The organism is Pararhizobium qamdonense, from assembly GCF_029277445.1.
Classification (GTDB): Bacteria; Pseudomonadota; Alphaproteobacteria; order Rhizobiales; family Rhizobiaceae; genus Pararhizobium; species Pararhizobium qamdonense.
This window is the reverse complement of the sequence record NZ_CP119566.1, coordinates 3,406,485-3,423,335: the sequence shown is the minus strand read 5'-3', so window position 1 is coordinate 3,423,335 and position 16,851 is coordinate 3,406,485. Positions and strand designations below refer to the sequence as shown.

At 61.5% G+C, this 16,851-nt stretch carries 18 protein-coding genes; 17 read left to right on the top strand and 1 reads right to left on the bottom strand.

The features are described from left to right. The first annotated feature begins 30 nt into the window (after positions 1 to 30). From PYR65_RS16710 to PYR65_RS16695, 4 genes are all read left to right on the top strand, one after another. Positions 31 to 612 (top strand): phage tail tape measure protein, encoded by a 582-nt coding sequence (locus PYR65_RS16710; protein ID WP_276118775.1) that lies wholly within the window; start codon positions 31 to 33, stop codon positions 610 to 612. 292 nt (positions 613 to 904) lie between these two features. Continuing rightward, the gene (locus tag PYR65_RS16705) at positions 905 to 1,288 is read left to right on the top strand and encodes a hypothetical protein (RefSeq protein ID WP_276118774.1); all 384 of its coding nucleotides are present in this window, start codon (positions 905 to 907) and stop codon (positions 1,286 to 1,288) included. Further along, positions 1,289 to 1,774 (top strand): helix-turn-helix domain-containing protein, encoded by a 486-nt coding sequence (locus tag PYR65_RS16700; RefSeq protein ID WP_276118773.1) that lies wholly within the window; start codon positions 1,289 to 1,291, stop codon positions 1,772 to 1,774. Next, entirely contained in the window at positions 1,771 to 2,241 is a 471-nt protein-coding gene (locus PYR65_RS16695) for a hypothetical protein (RefSeq protein WP_276118772.1), read from the top strand. Before PYR65_RS16700 ends, PYR65_RS16695 begins: the two co-directional genes overlap by 4 nt. Before the next feature lie 158 nt (positions 2,242 to 2,399). Here PYR65_RS16695 and PYR65_RS16690 read toward each other — a convergent pair whose 3' ends face one another. Then, positions 2,400 to 2,651, bottom strand: coding sequence for a hypothetical protein (locus PYR65_RS16690; protein WP_060640020.1), 252 nt, complete (start codon positions 2,649 to 2,651; stop codon positions 2,400 to 2,402). 429 nt (positions 2,652 to 3,080) lie between these two features. On the opposite strand from PYR65_RS16690, the gene PYR65_RS16685 reads away from it, so the two are divergent. The 13 genes from PYR65_RS16685 to PYR65_RS16625 all read left to right on the top strand — a co-directional run bounded on the left by PYR65_RS16685 (position 3,081) and on the right by PYR65_RS16625 (position 16,739). After that, positions 3,081 to 3,722 (top strand): DUF2460 domain-containing protein, encoded by a 642-nt coding sequence (locus PYR65_RS16685; protein WP_276118771.1) that lies wholly within the window; start codon positions 3,081 to 3,083, stop codon positions 3,720 to 3,722. Next, positions 3,719 to 4,609, top strand: a complete 891-nt coding sequence (locus PYR65_RS16680) for a DUF2163 domain-containing protein (RefSeq protein WP_276118770.1) — start codon at positions 3,719 to 3,721, stop codon at positions 4,607 to 4,609. The genes PYR65_RS16685 and PYR65_RS16680 overlap by 4 nt, the downstream gene beginning before the upstream one ends. Before the next feature lie 151 nt (positions 4,610 to 4,760). Further along, the gene (locus tag PYR65_RS16675) at positions 4,761 to 5,177 is read left to right on the top strand and encodes an NlpC/P60 family protein (protein ID WP_276121085.1); all 417 of its coding nucleotides are present in this window, start codon (positions 4,761 to 4,763) and stop codon (positions 5,175 to 5,177) included. A gap of 5 nt (positions 5,178 to 5,182) precedes the next feature. Next, positions 5,183 to 9,025, top strand: coding sequence for a baseplate multidomain protein megatron (locus PYR65_RS16670; protein WP_276118769.1), 3,843 nt, complete (start codon positions 5,183 to 5,185; stop codon positions 9,023 to 9,025). 57 nt (positions 9,026 to 9,082) lie between these two features. Continuing rightward, a complete protein-coding gene (locus PYR65_RS16665; RefSeq protein ID WP_276118768.1) occupies positions 9,083 to 9,289 on the top strand; it encodes a hypothetical protein in 207 nt (68 codons plus the stop codon). Between the two features lie 120 nt (positions 9,290 to 9,409). Continuing rightward, positions 9,410 to 9,661, top strand: a complete 252-nt coding sequence (locus tag PYR65_RS16660; protein ID WP_060503652.1) for a hypothetical protein — start codon at positions 9,410 to 9,412, stop codon at positions 9,659 to 9,661. Between the two features lie 123 nt (positions 9,662 to 9,784). Next, positions 9,785 to 10,471: a response regulator transcription factor gene (locus tag PYR65_RS16655; RefSeq protein ID WP_113246111.1), complete on the top strand. Its 687-nt coding sequence runs from the start codon at positions 9,785 to 9,787 to the stop codon at positions 10,469 to 10,471. 100 nt (positions 10,472 to 10,571) lie between these two features. Then, a complete protein-coding gene (locus tag PYR65_RS16650) occupies positions 10,572 to 11,960 on the top strand; it encodes an ATP-binding protein (protein WP_060640033.1) in 1,389 nt (462 codons plus the stop codon). A gap of 192 nt (positions 11,961 to 12,152) precedes the next feature. Continuing rightward, a complete protein-coding gene (locus PYR65_RS16645) occupies positions 12,153 to 12,602 on the top strand; it encodes a hypothetical protein (RefSeq protein ID WP_276121084.1) in 450 nt (149 codons plus the stop codon). Between the two features lie 96 nt (positions 12,603 to 12,698). Beyond that, positions 12,699 to 13,853 (top strand): c-type cytochrome biogenesis protein CcmI, encoded by a 1,155-nt coding sequence (gene ccmI, locus PYR65_RS16640; RefSeq protein ID WP_276118767.1) that lies wholly within the window; start codon positions 12,699 to 12,701, stop codon positions 13,851 to 13,853. Beyond that, a complete protein-coding gene (gene ccmE, locus PYR65_RS16635) occupies positions 13,850 to 14,302 on the top strand; it encodes a cytochrome c maturation protein CcmE (protein WP_276118766.1) in 453 nt (150 codons plus the stop codon). Before ccmI ends, ccmE begins: the two co-directional genes overlap by 4 nt. Beyond that, on the top strand, positions 14,299 to 16,287 hold the full coding sequence (locus PYR65_RS16630; RefSeq protein WP_276118765.1) for a heme lyase CcmF/NrfE family subunit: 1,989 nt from the start codon (positions 14,299 to 14,301) through the stop codon (positions 16,285 to 16,287). The genes ccmE and PYR65_RS16630 overlap by 4 nt, the downstream gene beginning before the upstream one ends. Further along, a complete protein-coding gene (locus PYR65_RS16625) occupies positions 16,284 to 16,739 on the top strand; it encodes a cytochrome c-type biogenesis protein (RefSeq protein WP_060640011.1) in 456 nt (151 codons plus the stop codon). The genes PYR65_RS16630 and PYR65_RS16625 overlap by 4 nt, the downstream gene beginning before the upstream one ends. Positions 16,740 to 16,851 lie beyond the last annotated feature (112 nt).

Genomic DNA, 16,851 nt, shown 5'->3' with positions numbered 1-16,851 from the left:
ACTGCGGATATTTTTTTCAAGGAGATGATGATGGACGGTGATGGGATCGGGTTCTCGGGGGCGGCCGAGGATGCGGATGCGCTGAAGGATGTGCTCGACGATCTGGAGCGGCGCTCGCACGCGTTCGGCGCGGCACTGACGGGGGCTCTTGCTTCGGCGACGCGCGGCGGCAAGGGGCTGGAGGATGTGTTGCGCGGCGCCGGATTGCGGCTGACGGAGATCGCACTTTCGGCGGGGTTGAAGCCGCTGGAAGGGTTGCTCGGATCGGTGATTTCGGGGCTTGCGGGAAGCCTGAGTGGGGCAACTGCCTTTGCCAATGGCGGCGTGCCGGGCCGGGTGACGCCGTTTGCCGCCGGCGGTATCGTCTCCGCGCCGACCTATTTTCCGATGGATGGACAGATGGGGCTGATGGGCGAGGCCGGGTCGGAGGCGATCCTGCCCTTGAAGCGCGGCTCCGACGGCTCGCTGGGCGTGGCATCTTCCGGCGGCGGTGCGGCGATGAATGTCGTCTTCAACGTGACGGCGCCGGATGCGCAGAGCTTTCGAAAGTCGGAGGGACAGATTGCGGCAATGCTGACGCGCACGGTGGGGCGCGGGCGGCGGGGGATGTGAGGTCGGTCTTCTTTTTGTATTTATTCCGAATTTGAGGCCGCGCAAAAAAATGCGGTCGTTGAAAATTCATCACAAGAACATGTGTTTAAAAATTTTAATCACAAGATTTGTGCGCAACTGATGCAACACGATTGCGAATATTTTCGCAAATTCATAGTTGTATGTGAATCACCTGATTTTCTCGGTATAGGTGAGCGTGTCCAACGTGCAACAGTTGACGAGAGCGGTGAGGCGTCTTGATTAACGTGTTGTCAAATATTAAGTCTTAACTTAATGATTGTGGCCAGAGCGCATGGATGACTTGATCGAAGTATGCGCAGGAAAGCGTTACAAGATTGCCATGGAAAGGCATGTCGCCAAGCAGTTCAAGAAGGCTGACATCAAGGAACAGGCCCGTTGTCTCAAATGGATGAAATTTTTTGCAGATGACGGTTTCGACTTTCTCGACAATGAGAAATTGAAATCGGAGGGCAGATTTGCGACTGGAAACAAAGCTGGAACGAGGGTGACCGTATGGGCATTCAAGGCATGGCAACTGAGGGTCTATGGTGGCCTTGTCGGCGACATATTTGTCGCGACCGGGATTGATACCAGCAAGAAGCAGAACGCAGCTGATCGCAGCGCATTAGAAAGCGCTGCGCGAAGGCTTGACGACTATGCTCAAGGGAGAAAATGAATGAAATTCGGCCCCACTGATGCAAAAGAAGCTATTATCTTCGCAACTGAAGAGCTGCGTGCCGATATTCAATATGAAATCATGCGCGGCATGAAGGCTGCAGGCGTGTCGAGGGCGGAGCTGGCCAAGCGCATTGGCGTGTCTGCTGCCTGGGTGTCTCAAATCCTGTCTGACGACGCGAACCTGACCATTGAAAGCATTGCGAAAGTGTTTTTGGCTTTGGGCTGCCAGCCGAAAATGTTGTGCACGCAGGCTGCGGCGCATTTCGAGGATGTTGTCGTTGAAAACGGCGCGTGGGCGGGAAGTTGGCACAAAATGATGACAACCGACTATGTTGCGAGTGGCGCGACAAAGGCTTCATCGAATGACACCGCCAAAGCCCTCATTCAGATTATTACGGAAAGGCCCGTATCACCCCGGCCCGTGCAACGATCGAATGACAACTACGGTGGGGATCGGCAAGCGCGGAGATCAGCTCTGGTATGAGCGATGAACTTTCAAAAAACGGTTCTGCCGAAAAAGCGGCCGCTGTGGCTGCATATGACAAGATTGTCGAAAGCGTCGAATTGGTCGATGTGAGGATGATGGATGTCAAGTTTTCAGTTAAGCCCAAATACTACTCCGCCTTGGAGGCGGAGCGGAAAGGTAAGGGACAACTCATCCGTGGTTACGATGGTGGCGTAGTCAATGTTACTTACGACGCGGAGCTTTTGGTTGCGAGCGCGCGCATCGATTGGCATACGGAAGTTACAAAAGGCAAATCCAAGCTGCTGAATGTAGAAGCTACCTATTACATCATGTACCGGCATGTACCGGATGTCGGCGAAACGCATATTAACGCATATCTATCAAAGGTCGGTCGATTTGCGACCTATCCGTATTTTCGTGGACTTGTTGCGCATTTGTCTTGGGAGTCGTCAGCAGACCTTCCTGTGATGCCGGTTCTGAAATGATTTTATAGTCTGGCATTATCCGGACTTGTCACGTTTCCGGGGACGCGGCTGCTTAACGATTACGTCTGGCGTCTTGAAAACACCATTGTAGACGGTTCTACATCGAAAAAGGCCCGCGATCTCAGCGGGCCTCGTTACATTCGGTTGGCTTTGGCGGCCTATTTGTGGATGGCTGTCATGGCCTTTTGCATGGAGGCCATGCATTCGTCCATTTTGCCGGCCTGCATGGCCATGCTGGCGTCGCCGATGGCGGCCATGACTTCGGTTCTGTGTTCCTGCTTGACGGTTTCGGCTTCGGATTTGAGTTTTGTCATGCCGGCGTCGTCGCATGTCACAGTCATATTCTGTGCGTAGGCGGAGGTCGAAAGGGCCACAATGGTGGCGCCTGCGATAAGAACGGAGCGGATCATCGGGATTTCCTCACTTTGAGTTTATTTTTGCTGTTTGCACGTCTTCAACCAGCTCGATGTGCTCAAGTTCCGTCATTTTGAAAAAAATGATTTCCGGCGCAAAAGGCTGGAATATTGAGTGATGGGACGGCTGGAGCTCACGGCCATGTCCGCAAACCCGGTTTGGTCTGCGCCTATGGCGGTGCCTGTGGAGCTTGCGTCTCCAATTTTCTCCGGAAGCGGCCTGCCGTCCTTTGCCACATGTGCGCAGAGGCGACTGGATGGTGCTTCAAAGAGCACGGTTTCTGGGTCGAAGACAGGCTCCGGAATTAACGGTTTCATTCCGTCCCTTGCGGGCGATAATGGCGGTGCGGTGGATAAGCATCTGACGGCATAGAGCGATCTCTGAAGATCCGCTGCCAACCGATTCAACAAACAACGGAAAATATCATGGCAACAGGATTTCACGAGGTCCGGTTTCCTTTGCGTCTGGCATTGGGGACGAGTGGGGGGCCGGTGCGGCGCACGGATATTGTCAGTCTTTCGAACGGGCGGGAAAACCGCAACCGGCGCTGGCGCGATGCGCGCAGGCACTATGATGCGGGCTCGGGGATCAAGTCGATCGGCGATCTCTATGCGGTGCTGGAATTTTTCGAGGCGCGGGCGGGGCAGCTTTATGGCTTCCGGTTTCGCGATCCGCTGGATTTCAAATCCTGCGTGCCGGGTGGTGCGGTCTCAGGGCATGACCAGGTGATCGGTGCCGGTGATGGCGTGAGCGCAGTTTTTCAGTTGGTGAAGACCTATGGCGATGCCGGTGGTGTGACTGTGCGCGAGATCGCCAAGCCGGTTTTGGGGACGGTTTTGGTGTCGGTCGGCGGTGTTTTGGCAGCGCCTGCCGATTTTACGGTGGATGCGGCGAGCGGCCGGGTGACGTTTCTGGCTTCGAAAATTCCGGCTGATGGGGCTGCGGTGAAGGCCGGGTTCGAATTCGATGTGCCGGTGCGGTTCGATACCGACCGGATCGATGTGGATCTGGGGCAGTTTCAGGCCGGGCGCATTCCGACCATTCCTCTGGTGGAGATCAAGCCATGAGAACGCTTTCTGCAGCGCTTGCCGGACATCTGAGCGGCGACGCGACGACCATGTGCCATTGCTGGCGGGTGACGCGGCGCGACGGGACGGTGCTCGGCTTTACCGAGCACGATCATGATCTCACCTTCGACGGTACCGGTTTTTCGGCGGCGAGCGGTTTCCAGGCGGCCGACAGCGAGGTGGCCAGCGGGCTTTCCGTCGAGGCGGGCGAGATCGCCGGCGGTTTTTCCAGCATTGCGATCAGCGAGGCGGATGTGATCGCCGGACGGTATGACGGCGCCAAGGTCGAGGTGTTCCAGGTGAACTGGCAGGCGCCGGACCAGCGCATTCTGCTGCGGGTGCAGGAGATCGGCGATGTCGTGGCGGCAGGCGGCGCCTTTCGCGCCGAGCTGCGGCGGCTGACACATCGGCTGGATCAAGTACAGGGGCGGATTTACGGGCGGCGCTGCGACGCCGTATTCGGTGACCGGCGATGCAAGGTGGATGTCAGCAATCCGGCGTACCGGGGCAGCGGTACGATCGCAGCTGTTTTGGACGGGACGCGGATACGGGTGAGCGGGCTCGATGCGGCGGTGGCGGGTTTTTTCCGGTACGGCATGGTCACATTCGTTGCCGGTGCCAATGCCGGGCATGTTGCCGATATCGAGGATCACCGCAGGGATGCTGACGGGATGACGCTGTCGCTCTGGCTGCCGCCGCCTTTGCCGCTTTCGGCGGGAGATAGGTTTGCGGTGACGGCGGGATGCGACAAGAGTTTTGCCACCTGTGGGACGGTGTTTGCGAACGCTGTGAATTTCCAGGGATTTCCGCATATGCCGGGGACGGATTTTGCCTTTGGCTATGCGGATGGCGATGCGGTGCATGATGGGCGGGTGTTGTATGAGTGAGCGGGGTGTGAGCGGGTGTGTGGATGGTTCGGAGCGTGTGGGGCCCCTCATCCGGCCCTTCGGGCCCCCTTCTCCCCGTGGGGGAGAAGGGGAAGACGGGGCTGCCCGTGGGGAAGAAGAGGGAGACCGGGGGAATGCTTTTACAAGCCGGATCGTATCGGTGGCGCGGAGTTGGATTGGGACGCCGTATCGGCATCAGGCGAGCCTGAAGGGGGTCGGTTGCGATTGTCTGGGGCTGGTGCGCGGGGTGTGGCGGGAGATCCATGGCGCGGAGCCTGAACTGCCGCCGGCCTATCAGCCGGACTGGGCGGAGAGGAGCGGCGAGGACCGGTTGCGCGAAGCGGCGCTGCGGTATTTCGGCGTGGAGCTGGCGGTGGCGCAGATGCGGCCGGGGGACTTGCTTTTGTTTTGCTGGCGGCCGGATCTGCCGGCCAAACATGCAGGGATTGTCGCAACCGGCGACCGGTTCATCCATGCCTATGAGCAGGCGGCGGTGATCGAATCGGCGCTGGTGCCCTCCTGGCGGCGGCGGATCGCCGGTGTGTTCCGTTTTCCGCAAAAGGTCTGACGATCATGGCAACTATTGTTCTGCAGGCGGCCGGCGCAGCGCTTGGCAGCGTATTCGGACCGGTCGGCGCTGTGCTTGGCCGGGCGGCTGGCGCGCTGGCGGGTTCTGTCATCGACCGCTCGATCATCAACGGCACGCAAACGGTCTCCGGCGCCCGGCTGGGCGACGCACGTATTCCAGGCGCCGAGGACGGCACGGCGATCACCCGCGCCTATGGCACGGTGCGCATCGGCGGCACGCTCATCTGGGCGACGCGGTTCGAGGAGGAGGTGCGGGTCGAGCGGCAGGGCGGCAAGGCGAGCGGGCCGCGCGTCGAGACGTTCCGCTACTATGCCAATTTTGCGCTGGGGATCTGCGAGGGCGAAATTGCCTGCGTGCGCCGCGTCTGGGCGGATGGGCGCGAGCTGGATCTGACCGGGATCGAGATGCGGATCTATCGCGGCACGGGCAGTCAATTGCCCGATCCGCTCATCGAGGCGAAGCAGGGCGCGGGCAAGGCGCCGGCCTATCGCGGGCTCGCCTATGCCGTGTTCGAGCGGCTGCCGCTGGATAGCTACGGCAACCGGATACCGGTGATCCAGTTCGAGGTGCTGCGGCCGGTTGGCACGCTGGAAAAGCAGATCCGGGCGATCACGATCATTCCGGGTTCCAGCGAGCATGGCTATGATCCCCGCGTGGTGACCGAAGAGACAGGGGCCGGTTCGCGCCGGTTGATCAACCGTAATATTTTTCACGCCGGGTCCGACTGGCATGCCTCGATCGACGAATTGCAGGCCCTGTGCCCGAACCTTGAACGGGTGGCGCTGGTCGTCTCGTGGTTCGGAACGGATCTGCGGGCCGGCCAGTGCCGGATCATGCCGGGGGTGGAAACGGCGGTGCGGCGGGGCGAAAGCCGGCCCTGGTCGGTGTCGGGATTTTCACGCGGCGATGCGAGACTGGTGAGCCGCAACGAGGGTGGCCCGGCCTATGGCGGCACGCCGGATGATGCCAGCGTGACCATGGCGATCGCCGATCTGAGAGCGCGCGGGCTGAAGGTCTATCTCTATCCCTTCGTGATGATGGACATTGCAGCCGGGAATACGCTCCCCAATCCCTATGGCGGCACGGGGCAACCCGTCTATCCCTGGCGGGGGCGCATTACCGCGCATCCGGCACCGGGCCGTCCCGGCAGTGCCGACAGGACGACGGCGGCGCGCACGCAAGTGGCGGCGTTTTGCGGCGATGCCACAGAAGGCGATTTTTGGGTTTCGGGGACGTCGGTAAGATCCCTCACCGAAGATGAGGGATATCGCCGGCTGGTACTTCACTACGCGCTGCTGGCGAAGGCAGCGGGCGGGGTGGAGGGGTTTATCATCGGTTCCGAATTGCGCGGACTGACGCAGTTGCGCGATGGGACGGGCGCTTTTCCCTTCGTCGAAAAGCTGATCGGCCTTGCGGCCGATGTGCGGGGGATATTGGGAGGGACCACCAAGCTCACCTATGGAGCCGACTGGAGCGAATATTTCGGCTACCATCCGCCGGATGGATCGGGCGACGTGTTCTATAATCTCGATCCGCTCTGGGCTTCGCCCGATATCGATGCGGTCGGGATCGACAATTACATGCCGCTCTCCGACTGGCGCGACGGCGACCTGACGCTCGGCAATCCCGACGGCTTCCGGCTGGCGGAGGATGCGGAGGCGATGCAGGCGATGATTTCAGCGGGCGAGGGCTACGACTGGTACTATGCCAGCCCCGAGGATCGCCGCGACCGGATCCGCACGCCGATCACCGACGGCATGGCGGGAAAGCCGTGGGTCTACCGCTACAAGGATATTGCCAATTGGTGGGGGCAGAGGCATCGCAACCGGATCGGCGGCGCCGAGCAGGCCGTTCCGACCGCCTGGACTGCGGGCGCCAAGCCCATCTGGTTTACCGAACTGGGTTGCCCGGCAATCGACAAGGGGGCGAACCAGCCGAACGTCTTTACCGACCCGAAATCATCCGAATCGGCGGCGCCCTATGCGTCGAACGGTGCTCGCTGCGATGCCATGCAGCGCCGGTTCCTGCAGGCGCAGCACCGGTTCTGGCAGGGGGACGGTGCGCCCGGATGCGTCGATGCGGATCACATGTTCGTCTGGACCTGGGATGCGCGGCCGATGCCGGCCTTTCCGGAAAATACCGGGCTCTGGTCCGATAGTGCCAATTGGCAGACCGGGCACTGGGTGAATGGGCGGCTGGGCTCTGCGACAGCCGCCGAAGTGATTGCGGCGGTGCTTGCGGATCACGGGTTTGAAGGCGGCGATGTCAGCGGCGTCAGCGGCGATCTCACCGGTTATGTGCAGTCGGAGCAGGCTTCGGCGCGCGATGTGCTGGAACCGCTGATGGCGGCTCTGCAGATCGATGCGGTGGAGGACGGCGGGACGCTACGGTTTCGCTCGCGGATGAAGCAGGCGTCGCAGCCGGATGTGATTTCGGTGCTGGCGGATATCGACGGGCAGGCGCTGTTTGAGGAGACGCGCGGGCATGACAGCGATTTCGGCAGCGAGGCCATTCTCGACCGGTTCGATCCGGAAAACGCGTTTGAGCGGACGACGGCGCGGTCGCGCCGGGTATCGCCAGGCAATGAACGGGTGCTGCGGCTGTCGCTGCCGGGGGTGATGCATGATGGCGCGGCGGCAAGCGCTGTCGAGGATGCACTGCGCGATCATCAGGTCTCGCGCCGCAGCGTTCGCTTTTCGCTGTCGCCGGCAGCACTTGAGTTCGAGCCGGGCGATGTGGTGTCGTTTGAAGAGGGGCCTGCGGGTCCGTTTGTCATCAGCCGGATCGAGGACGGTGCCGCGCGCACGCTCGAGGCGCGGGCGTTTGTGGCGTCGGGTGGCGGGCGTGCGGTCCAGCCGTTAAAGCCGGTCAGCGCGCCGCGTGCTCCATCCGACGGGTTTTCGCCCGTCGTGCACCTGATGGATTTGCCGCAATACGAGACGGGCAATGCCAGCAGTTTTGCGCGGGCGGCTGTTTTTGCGCGGCCGTGGCGCGCGGTGACGTTGCTGTCATCGGCAGTGGCGGAGGATTATCAGACGCGGGTGCGGCTCGGGCAGCCGGGGCAGACGGGGGTGCTTGCAGAACCGCTCGTAGCCGGCGTGACCGGCCGGTTTGATGCCGCGCGCGCGTTGACGCTGGACCTGCATTTCGGCGGATTGTCGTCTGTGGGGCGTTTGTCCGTTCTCAACGGGCGCAACCGCATCGCGGTGCTGTCGCTGGACGGTATCTGGGAAATCATCGGTTTTGAAAATGCGCAGGAAATTTCCGCCGGGCGCTGGCGGCTGACGAAACTGCTGCGCGGACTCAACGGGACGACGGACGCGATGCTGGCCGGGGCGGCTGCTGGCACTGCAGTGGTGGTTTTGAACGCGGCGGTTCGGCCGCTTGGGCTGAGCGCCGACGAGGCGGGGCGCGTGATCAACTGGATTGCCGAGGCCGCTGGACAGGCCGTTACACCGACCGGCCCCTTTGCCTTTGCCGGGGGCTTGAGGGCGGAGACGCCGGTGGCGCCGGTCCATCTGCGCGGGCGGCGTCTGGAAGGCGGCGCTATCCGAATCACCTGGATTCGCTGCGCCCGCCGCGACGCCGACCACTGGCTGGACGGCGACATCGCGCTCGATGAACCCGAGGAGAGATATCGCGTCGATATCTTCGACGGCGCCGTCATCAAGCGGTCCTTCGATGTGTCCGCACCGGTGCTGGACTACGGCGCCGGTTTGGAGATCGAGGATTTCGGGGTACCGCAGGCAGCGCTGTCGGTACGCATCCGGCAGCGCGGGCAGAAGGTTGCATTCGGCGTTCCGGCGCAGGCTTCGCTTGAGCTTTAAATTGCAATTTCCCTTTCAAATCACACGCAAATCAAGCCCCCGGACAAGGAGCGTAAAATGAACGATGTGAAGACCTGGTACATGTCGAAGACCATCTGGGGTGGTGTGGTTGCAATCCTAGCATCCTGCGCCAATCTTTTGGGACTGGAGATCGCGCCCGAGGACAAAACCGGCGTTGTGGATGGGCTGACCGCGCTTTCGGCAGCTGTGGGTGGCCTGATTGCCATCTGGGGCCGGATTTCCGCCCGGTCTCGTTTGCGCTAGACATCGGGCAAAACCCGCTGTTGCCGGGACATTCATTTGCCATTCAGACTGTATCGGTTATTAAAACTGCAACGATGCTTCCCAAGCCGTCCATCTTGTTTTCAATCCGAAAGTGCGTTCATGTCCTCACCCTTGATCATAGCAACGCTTGCAGCGGGCCTTTCCGGATTCGCGCCGCCGGCGATTGATGTGCCATCGATGGTTGTTGCCGTGGATGGCGATTGCGGCCAGGCGGCGGCCGAGGTGGTGGCCAAGACCGGCGGCGAGCTCCTGTCGGCGCAGCCGACGGGCGATGGAAAATGTGTCGTCACGGTGCTTATCCCCGGGAATGGCGGCCGCCCGAAAAAGGTGACGATGCGGGTGCCGATGTAGCTGCACAATGCTTGCCGTAAACATTCTCGAAACGGATGAAATAAGGTAAGTAGAACTCTCGTGTTGCAACGCGACGGCATATTTTTTGGGAAATGCTGGCGCGCAAGGGAAGAAAGTCTGTTCATGCGCATTCTGGTGGTCGAAGACGACGTCAACCTCAACCGTCAATTGACGGACACGCTGAAGGAAGCCGGATATGTCGTCGATCAGGCCTTCGACGGCGAAGAGGGCCATTATCTCGGCGAGGGGGAACCCTATGACGCTGTTATCCTCGACATCGGCCTTCCCGAAATGGACGGCATCACCGTGCTGGAAAAATGGCGCGGTGCCGGAAAGGTCATGCCGGTCCTGATTTTGACCGCCCGCGACCGCTGGAGCGACAAGGTCGCAGGAATCGATGCCGGTGCCGACGACTACGTCACCAAGCCATTCCATGTGGAAGAAGTTCTGGCCCGCATCCGGGCGCTGATCCGGCGTGCGGCCGGGCACGCAAGCTCCGAAATCGTCTGCGGGCCGGTGCGGCTGGATACCAAGGGCTCGAAGGCGCTGGTCAACGGCGTGGCGCTGAAGCTGACCTCGCACGAGTTCCGGCTTCTGTCCTATCTGATGCACCATATGGGGCAGGTGGTGTCGCGCACCGAACTGGTCGAGCACATGTACGACCAGGATTTTGATCGCGATTCCAACACGATCGAGGTTTTCGTCGGCCGGCTTCGCAAGAAGATCGGCAACGACCTGATCGAAACCGTGCGCGGCCTTGGCTACCGCATGCAGGCGCCGGGCATGGCCAGCAAGGAAGTGAAATCCTGAGCGGGATCACTCTCATCAACCGTGACAACGGGCCGTCCATGCGCCATCAACGCGGGCTTGTGGTATTGTCCTTTCACGCCATCCGGCGGCATCCGTGATGCTGCGCCCGCAATCGCTGACCGCACGCGTTCTTCTGGTGTCCACCATCTGGGCTGTGGCGGCGCTGGTGGTAATCGGCGTGGTGATCTCGACGCTCTACCGGCAGGGGTCCGAGCGCGGCTTTCAGGATCTGCTGCGCGCCCAGCTTTACAATGTCATCAACTCGATCGTCGTCAACGACAAGTCGGTCCTGGCGGGCAGTCCGCAGCTTGGCGACCTGCGCTTTTCGCAGCCGCAGACGGGCTGGTACTGGATCGTCGAGCCGATCGGCGAATTCAACACGCCGCCTTTGATTTCCACATCGCTTGGGTCCGGCAAGCTGCCGATCGCAAGCGTAGACGAGGTTCCCTTCGACATCCGCTACGAGCGCTTCTACACCACCGTCGATTCCTTCAACAACGAAGTTGAAGTGGCGGAAACGGAAGTCGTTCTGGACATTCAGGGGCATACGGCCCGGTTTCGGGTTGCGGGCAATCGCGACGTGCTGGAAGCCGATATCGACGATTTCAACCGCAATCTCTATCTGGCGCTATCGATCTTCGGTTTCGGTGGCCTCGGCATGAACGCGCTGGCCATTCTCTTCGGGCTCAGACCGCTCGACCAGGCGCGCCGGTCGCTGGAAAAGATTCGTGGCGGCGAAAGCGAGCGGCTGGACGGCGAATTTCCGCGCGAAATCCAGCCTTTGGCAAGCGAAGTCAACGCGTTGATCGACAGCAACCGGCGCATTATCGAGCGCGCCCGCATGCAGGTCGGCAATCTCGCCCATTCGCTGAAGACGCCGCTGGCCGTCCTGATCAACGAAGCTAGAGTGCTTGAGGCGCCGCATGGCGATCTCGTCAAGGCGCAGGCGGATGCGATGCAGATGCAGGTGCAATCCTATCTGAACCGCGCCCGCATCGCTGCCCAGCGGGAATCGGTTCTGGCGCGCACCGAGGTGGAGCCCGTGCTTGAGCGGCTTGTACGTGTCATGCGCCGGCTGCACCCGGAAAAGACCTTTTTGCTGACGGTGTCGCCGCCCGGCCTCATTCTCGCGATGGAGCAGCAGGATGTCGAGGAAACGGTCGGCAACCTGCTCGACAATGCTGCGCGCTATGCGACCGAACAGGTTCACATCCTCGCCCAGATCGCGCCCGAGGGCGTGCAGGGCAAAGATCCGGGGCGGCGCAACTGGATTGCCATCGAGGTGGATGACGACGGTCCGGGCCTGGAGCCGGAGCAGATCGGCATTGCCATCAAGCGCGGCAAAAGGCTGGATGAAAGCAAGCCGGGGACCGGCCTCGGATTGTCGATCGTCAGCGAGATTGCCGGGGAGTATCAAGGCACTCTGGGACTATCGCGCGGCGAGCGCGGCGGGCTGAAGGCGCAGATCGTGCTACCCGCTGTGTCATAAGGGGATGTACTATCCGCTGTGACGTGACTTTTTTGACAGGATTGCGGGTAAAATTCCGCAATGAGACGCCTTTGACCGCTGCGATGTTGCCTGCGTATGCGGGGAATGTAAAAAGATAATGAGCCATGAATCGGCGCGACGCCGAGCCATGGTCTGCCGATGCACCGGAAACCGCGAGAGCTATCCGATACGATGAAGAACCAGGCCCGTTTCCCGACCATCCTTTCCGCGACACCGGCTGCGTGCCTGATTGCCTCGGCGCTGCTGATTGCTGGCTGCGGCACGGCGTCGCGTGACGCCGGTCAATTGGCGGGCGGGATCACGTCGAACACGTCGGCATCCTATATCGCAGCCCTTGGCGGCGGCGTGATCGGGCGGCAAGCGGGGCTTTCCATCAGCAAGGCCGACCGCCAGCGGGCGCTGGAGGCGGAATACCGGGCTTTGGAAGGATCGCGCGGTGGGCAGCCTGTTGTCTGGCAGGGATCCGGCATCAGCGGCTCCGTCATTGCCGCCGCACCCTATCAGGTCGGCTCGCAGAACTGCCGCCAGTACAGCCACACGGTGACGGTCAAGGGGCAGGATAGCGTCGCCCGCGGGGTCGCTTGCCGCAATGCCGACGGGACGTGGACGCCGCTGGGCTGATCACCGCATTTGCCAGTTGCGGCGAAACGCCTCAAATTTCCGTCATTTCCGGTTTTCCGATTGGAATGGCAGGCTTCGCATAGTAATTGAGCGCACATGCTGTTCTGGATTCTCGTTGCCACCCTGACGGCGGCCGTTGCCGCTGTTCTGCTGCTTCCGTTGCTGCGCGCCGCCGCAGGTGCGGACGCTCCCCAATCCCATGATGCCGAGGTCTATCGCGATCAGCTGGAAGAGCTGAAGCGTGACGAGAAGAACGGTCTGATTTCCGGCGACGAGGCGAGTTTTGCCCGTGCCGAGGTCGCCCGCCGCCTGCTAACTGCGACCGACGCGATGAAGGCTGCGGCGCCCGCGTTGCCGGCCAAGCGCAGCAACCGGCTGGCGCAGCTCGCCGTCATCCTCATCCTGCCTGCCGTCGGCCTCTGTCTTTACTTGCGCACCGGCAATCCGGATGTTCCGGATGCGCCGCTGGCCGCGCGTCTGGCCAATCCCGGCGAAGACATGAACATCCTGATCGCACGCGCCGAACAGCAGCTGGTTGTCAATCCGGAGGATGGCGCCGGATGGGATGTGCTGGCACCGATCTATTATCGAACCGGACGGATCGAGGAAGCCGCAGTGGCATTTCGCAACGCGCTGCGGATACGCGGGGCAACGCCCGTGCGTCTCGGCGGCTATGCCGAAAGCCTGATTGCGCTGTCCGGGGGGCTGGTGACCAACGAGGCGCGTGATGCGTTGCAGAAGCTCCTCGCTATAGAGCCCGGTGATCCGCGCGCGCAATTCTATCTGGCGCTGGCCCTGAAGCAGGAAGGCAAGATGCCGGAGGCGCTGGAAGCTTTCGAGCAGATCGTCAAAACATCGCCGGCCGGCGCACCCTGGCTGCCGCTGGTCAACGAGCATATTGCCGGGCTCAAGGGCAGCGATGCGGCAGGCGCGGCGCAGCAGGCCGGCACGCCGCCGGGCAACCCCACAAGCGAGGATATCGCGGCGGCCAGAGACATGAGCATCGGCGATCGATCGGCCATGATCGAGGGCATGGTCGAGAGCCTTGCGGAGAAGCTGAAGACGGAGCCGAAGAATTTTGAAGGATGGATGCGGATCATCCGGTCCTATTCCGTGCTCGGAGACAAGGACAAGGCAGCCGATGCCCTGAAACAGGGGCTCGCGGTCTTCCCGGCGGAGGGCAGCGAAGGCAAGCAATTGCTGGCCTTGGCAGGCGAGCTTGGGCTGAACGCCGATGGAGGCGTGGAATGACCCGCAAACAGAAGCGCCTCGTGATCATCGGCAGCGGCGTGACGTTCATTGCTGGGGCCGTGCTTCTGGTCATGGTCGCGTTCAGCCAGGCCATCGCCTATTTCTATGTGCCCGGCGATCTCATGAAGGCGGATGTCGCCCCCGGCACGCGCATCCGGCTGGGCGGCCTGGTGGAGACGGGCTCGCTCAAGCGCGGTGAGGGCATGACTATCACCTTCAGCGTCACCGATACGCTGGACAAGGTGCCGGTGACCTATACGGGCATTCTGCCGGACCTGTTCCGCGAGGGGCAGGGTGTCGTGGCCGAGGGGAGTTTCAAGGAGGGAAGCCCGGTTTTCGTTGCCGATACCGTGCTTGCCAAGCATGATGAAACCTACATGCCCAAGGACGTGGCGGACCGGTTGAAGGCGCAGGGCGTCAATCTCGGCGGCAAGGAAAATATCCAATGATCATCGAGCTTGGCCACTATGCTCTGGTTCTGGCACTTGCCACGTCGCTGTTGCAGGCCGTGCTGCCGGTCATCGGGGCGCTGCGCAACGACCGGGCGCTGATGGAGATCGGCACGGTGGCGGCCAAGGCCACGTTCCTCTTGATGGCGCTGTCGTTCGGCATTTTGACCTATGCCCATGTGACCTCGGATTTCTCCGTTCAGAACGTCTGGGAGAATTCGCATTCGCAAATTCCGCTGATCTACAAGTTTTCCGGCGTCTGGGGCAATCACGAAGGCTCGATGCTGCTCTGGGTGCTGATCCTCACGTTTTTCTCGGCGCTGGTCGCGGTGTTCGGCAACAATCTGCCCGAGACGCTGAAAGCCAATGTCCTAGCCGTCCAGGCCTGGATCGCCGTATCGTTCTCGCTGTTCATCCTGTTGACTTCCAATCCCTTCAACCGGCTGCTGGATGCGCCGGGCGAGGGGCGTGATCTCAACCCGGTGCTGCAGGATATCGGGCTCGCCATCCATCCGCCGTTGCTTTACCTCGGTTATGTCGGCTTTTCCGTCTGCTTCTCCTTTGCCATTGCAGCACTGATCGAAGGCCGTATCGATGCGGCCTGGGCGCGCTGGGTGCGGCCGTGGACGCTGGCGGCTTGGACCTGTCTGACGGCTGGTATCTCGATGGGGTCCTACTGGGCCTATTATGAACTCGGCTGGGGCGGCTGGTGGTTCTGGGATCCGGTTGAGAATGCGTCCTTCATCCCCTGGCTTGCCGGCACGGCGCTGCTGCATTCGGCGCTGGTGATGGAAAAGCGCGAGGCCTTGAAGATCTGGACCGTGCTTCTGGCGATCATGACATTTTCGATGTCGCTGCTCGGCACTTTCCTCGTCCGCTCCGGCGTTTTGACTTCGGTCCACGCCTTTGCCACCGACCCGACGCGGGGCGTCTTCATCCTGATGATCCTCATCCTCTTCATTGGCGGGGCTCTATCGCTGTTTGCCTTCCGCGCCGCGCATCTGAAGGCGGGCGGATTGTTTGCGCCGATTTCGCGCGAAGGGGCGCTGGTTCTCAACAATCTCATCCTGACGACGGCGGCCGCGACGGTTCTGATCGGCACGCTCTATCCGCTGGCGCTGGAAGCGGTGACGGGGGCTAAAATCTCCGTCGGGCCGCCGTTCTTCAACATGACCTTCGGCCTGCTGATGCTGCCGCTGATGCTGGCGGTGCCGTTCGGGCCGCTTCTGGCCTGGAAGCGCGGCGATCTGCTGGGCGCCGGTCAGCGCCTGTTTGCAGCTGTGGCATTCGGCCTGGTTGCCGGAAGCGTCATCTACTACGCGCAAAATGGCGGACCGGTGATGGCGCTGTTCGGGATCGCGCTCGGGGCCTATATGATCGCCGGGTCGCTGACGGAGCTTTTCTTGCGCTCCGGGCTTGGCAAGGTGACAGCTGCCGTGGCGTGGCGCCGGGTATCCGGCCTGCCACGATCGGTTTTCGGCACGGCTCTGGCGCATGCCGGCCTTGGGGTGACGCTGATCGGGATTGTTGCGGTCACGGCGTTTGAGACCGAGCATATCGTCGAGATGAAGCCGGGCATGACGACGGAGGCTGGCGGTTACACGCTGCGTTTCGACGGTTTGCGCAACGGCAACGGCCCGAACTATAGCGAGGAATCCGGGCACTTCACCATCAGCCAGGGCGGTGTCGAGATCGCCGATGTCTGGTCGTCGAAGCGGTTTTATACGGCGCGGCAGATGCCGACCACGGAGGCCGGTATCCGCACGCTCGGTTTGAGCCAGCTCTATGTTTCGCTCGGAGATGACATCAAGGACGGCGGTATTGTCATCCGGGTCTGGTGGAAGCCGATGATCCTCTGCATCTGGCTCGGGACGGTGTTCATGATGGCCGGGGGCGCGGTCTCGCTGAGCGACCGGCGCCTGAGGGTCGGCGCACCCTCGCGCGCAAAGAAGCCGAGGAAACAGGTGCTGGAGCCGGCGCCATGATCCGCCGGCTGCTCGTCCTGGTCTTCCTGCTTTTGTCGATATCGCCGGTCTTTGCCGTCAACCCCGACGAGGTTCTGGCCGACCCGGCGTTGGAAACGCGGGCGCGGGAACTGTCGGCGCAATTGCGCTGCATGGTCTGCCAGAACCAGTCCATCGACGATTCCAATGCCGAACTGGCCAAGGACCTGCGGCTTCTGGTGCGCGAGCGGATCACCAATGGCGACAGCGACGACGATGTTATCGCCTATGTGGTTTCGCGTTACGGCGAATTCGTGCTGCTCAATCCCCGCTTCGAGATGAAGACGCTGCTTTTATGGGGTGCGCCGGTGCTGCTGCTTCTGGCTGGTGCTGCGGCCATGCTGGCGGCTGCAAGGCGCCGGACCGGCAAAGTGACGGGAACGGCACTGTCTGCGGATGAGCAGGCGCGGCTGGATGCGATCTTGAAGGATTGATTTCCTTTCCTTTGTTGGAGGGGCAAGAGAGGTTTCTGGCTGCAGCGGCTTTCTCTGGCATCCGGTGGCAGTGAGGCCATTGGTTTATTCCCAACATTACCAAAAGTTCATT

What these genes read in the sequence shown, in the direction of transcription:
- PYR65_RS16710 (WP_276118775.1), top strand. Translation starts at nt 31, where the DNA reads ATGGACGGTGATGGGATCGGGTTCTCGGGGGCGGCCGAGGATGCGGAT.
- PYR65_RS16705 (WP_276118774.1), top strand. Translation starts at nt 905, where the DNA reads ATGGATGACTTGATCGAAGTATGCGCAGGAAAGCGTTACAAGATTGCC.
- PYR65_RS16700 (WP_276118773.1), top strand. Translation starts at nt 1,289, where the DNA reads ATGAAATTCGGCCCCACTGATGCAAAAGAAGCTATTATCTTCGCAACT.
- PYR65_RS16695 (WP_276118772.1), top strand. Translation starts at nt 1,771, where the DNA reads ATGAGCGATGAACTTTCAAAAAACGGTTCTGCCGAAAAAGCGGCCGCT.
- PYR65_RS16690 (WP_060640020.1), bottom strand. Translation starts at nt 2,651, where the DNA reads ATGATCCGCTCCGTTCTTATCGCAGGCGCCACCATTGTGGCCCTTTCG.
- PYR65_RS16685 (WP_276118771.1), top strand. Translation starts at nt 3,081, where the DNA reads ATGGCAACAGGATTTCACGAGGTCCGGTTTCCTTTGCGTCTGGCATTG.
- PYR65_RS16680 (WP_276118770.1), top strand. Translation starts at nt 3,719, where the DNA reads ATGAGAACGCTTTCTGCAGCGCTTGCCGGACATCTGAGCGGCGACGCG.
- PYR65_RS16670 (WP_276118769.1), top strand. Translation starts at nt 5,183, where the DNA reads ATGGCAACTATTGTTCTGCAGGCGGCCGGCGCAGCGCTTGGCAGCGTA.
- PYR65_RS16665 (WP_276118768.1), top strand. Translation starts at nt 9,083, where the DNA reads ATGAACGATGTGAAGACCTGGTACATGTCGAAGACCATCTGGGGTGGT.
- PYR65_RS16660 (WP_060503652.1), top strand. Translation starts at nt 9,410, where the DNA reads ATGTCCTCACCCTTGATCATAGCAACGCTTGCAGCGGGCCTTTCCGGA.
- PYR65_RS16655 (WP_113246111.1), top strand. Translation starts at nt 9,785, where the DNA reads ATGCGCATTCTGGTGGTCGAAGACGACGTCAACCTCAACCGTCAATTG.
- PYR65_RS16645 (WP_276121084.1), top strand. Translation starts at nt 12,153, where the DNA reads ATGAAGAACCAGGCCCGTTTCCCGACCATCCTTTCCGCGACACCGGCT.
- ccmI (WP_276118767.1), top strand. Translation starts at nt 12,699, where the DNA reads ATGCTGTTCTGGATTCTCGTTGCCACCCTGACGGCGGCCGTTGCCGCT.
- ccmE (WP_276118766.1), top strand. Translation starts at nt 13,850, where the DNA reads ATGACCCGCAAACAGAAGCGCCTCGTGATCATCGGCAGCGGCGTGACG.
- PYR65_RS16630 (WP_276118765.1), top strand. Translation starts at nt 14,299, where the DNA reads ATGATCATCGAGCTTGGCCACTATGCTCTGGTTCTGGCACTTGCCACG.
- PYR65_RS16625 (WP_060640011.1), top strand. Translation starts at nt 16,284, where the DNA reads ATGATCCGCCGGCTGCTCGTCCTGGTCTTCCTGCTTTTGTCGATATCG.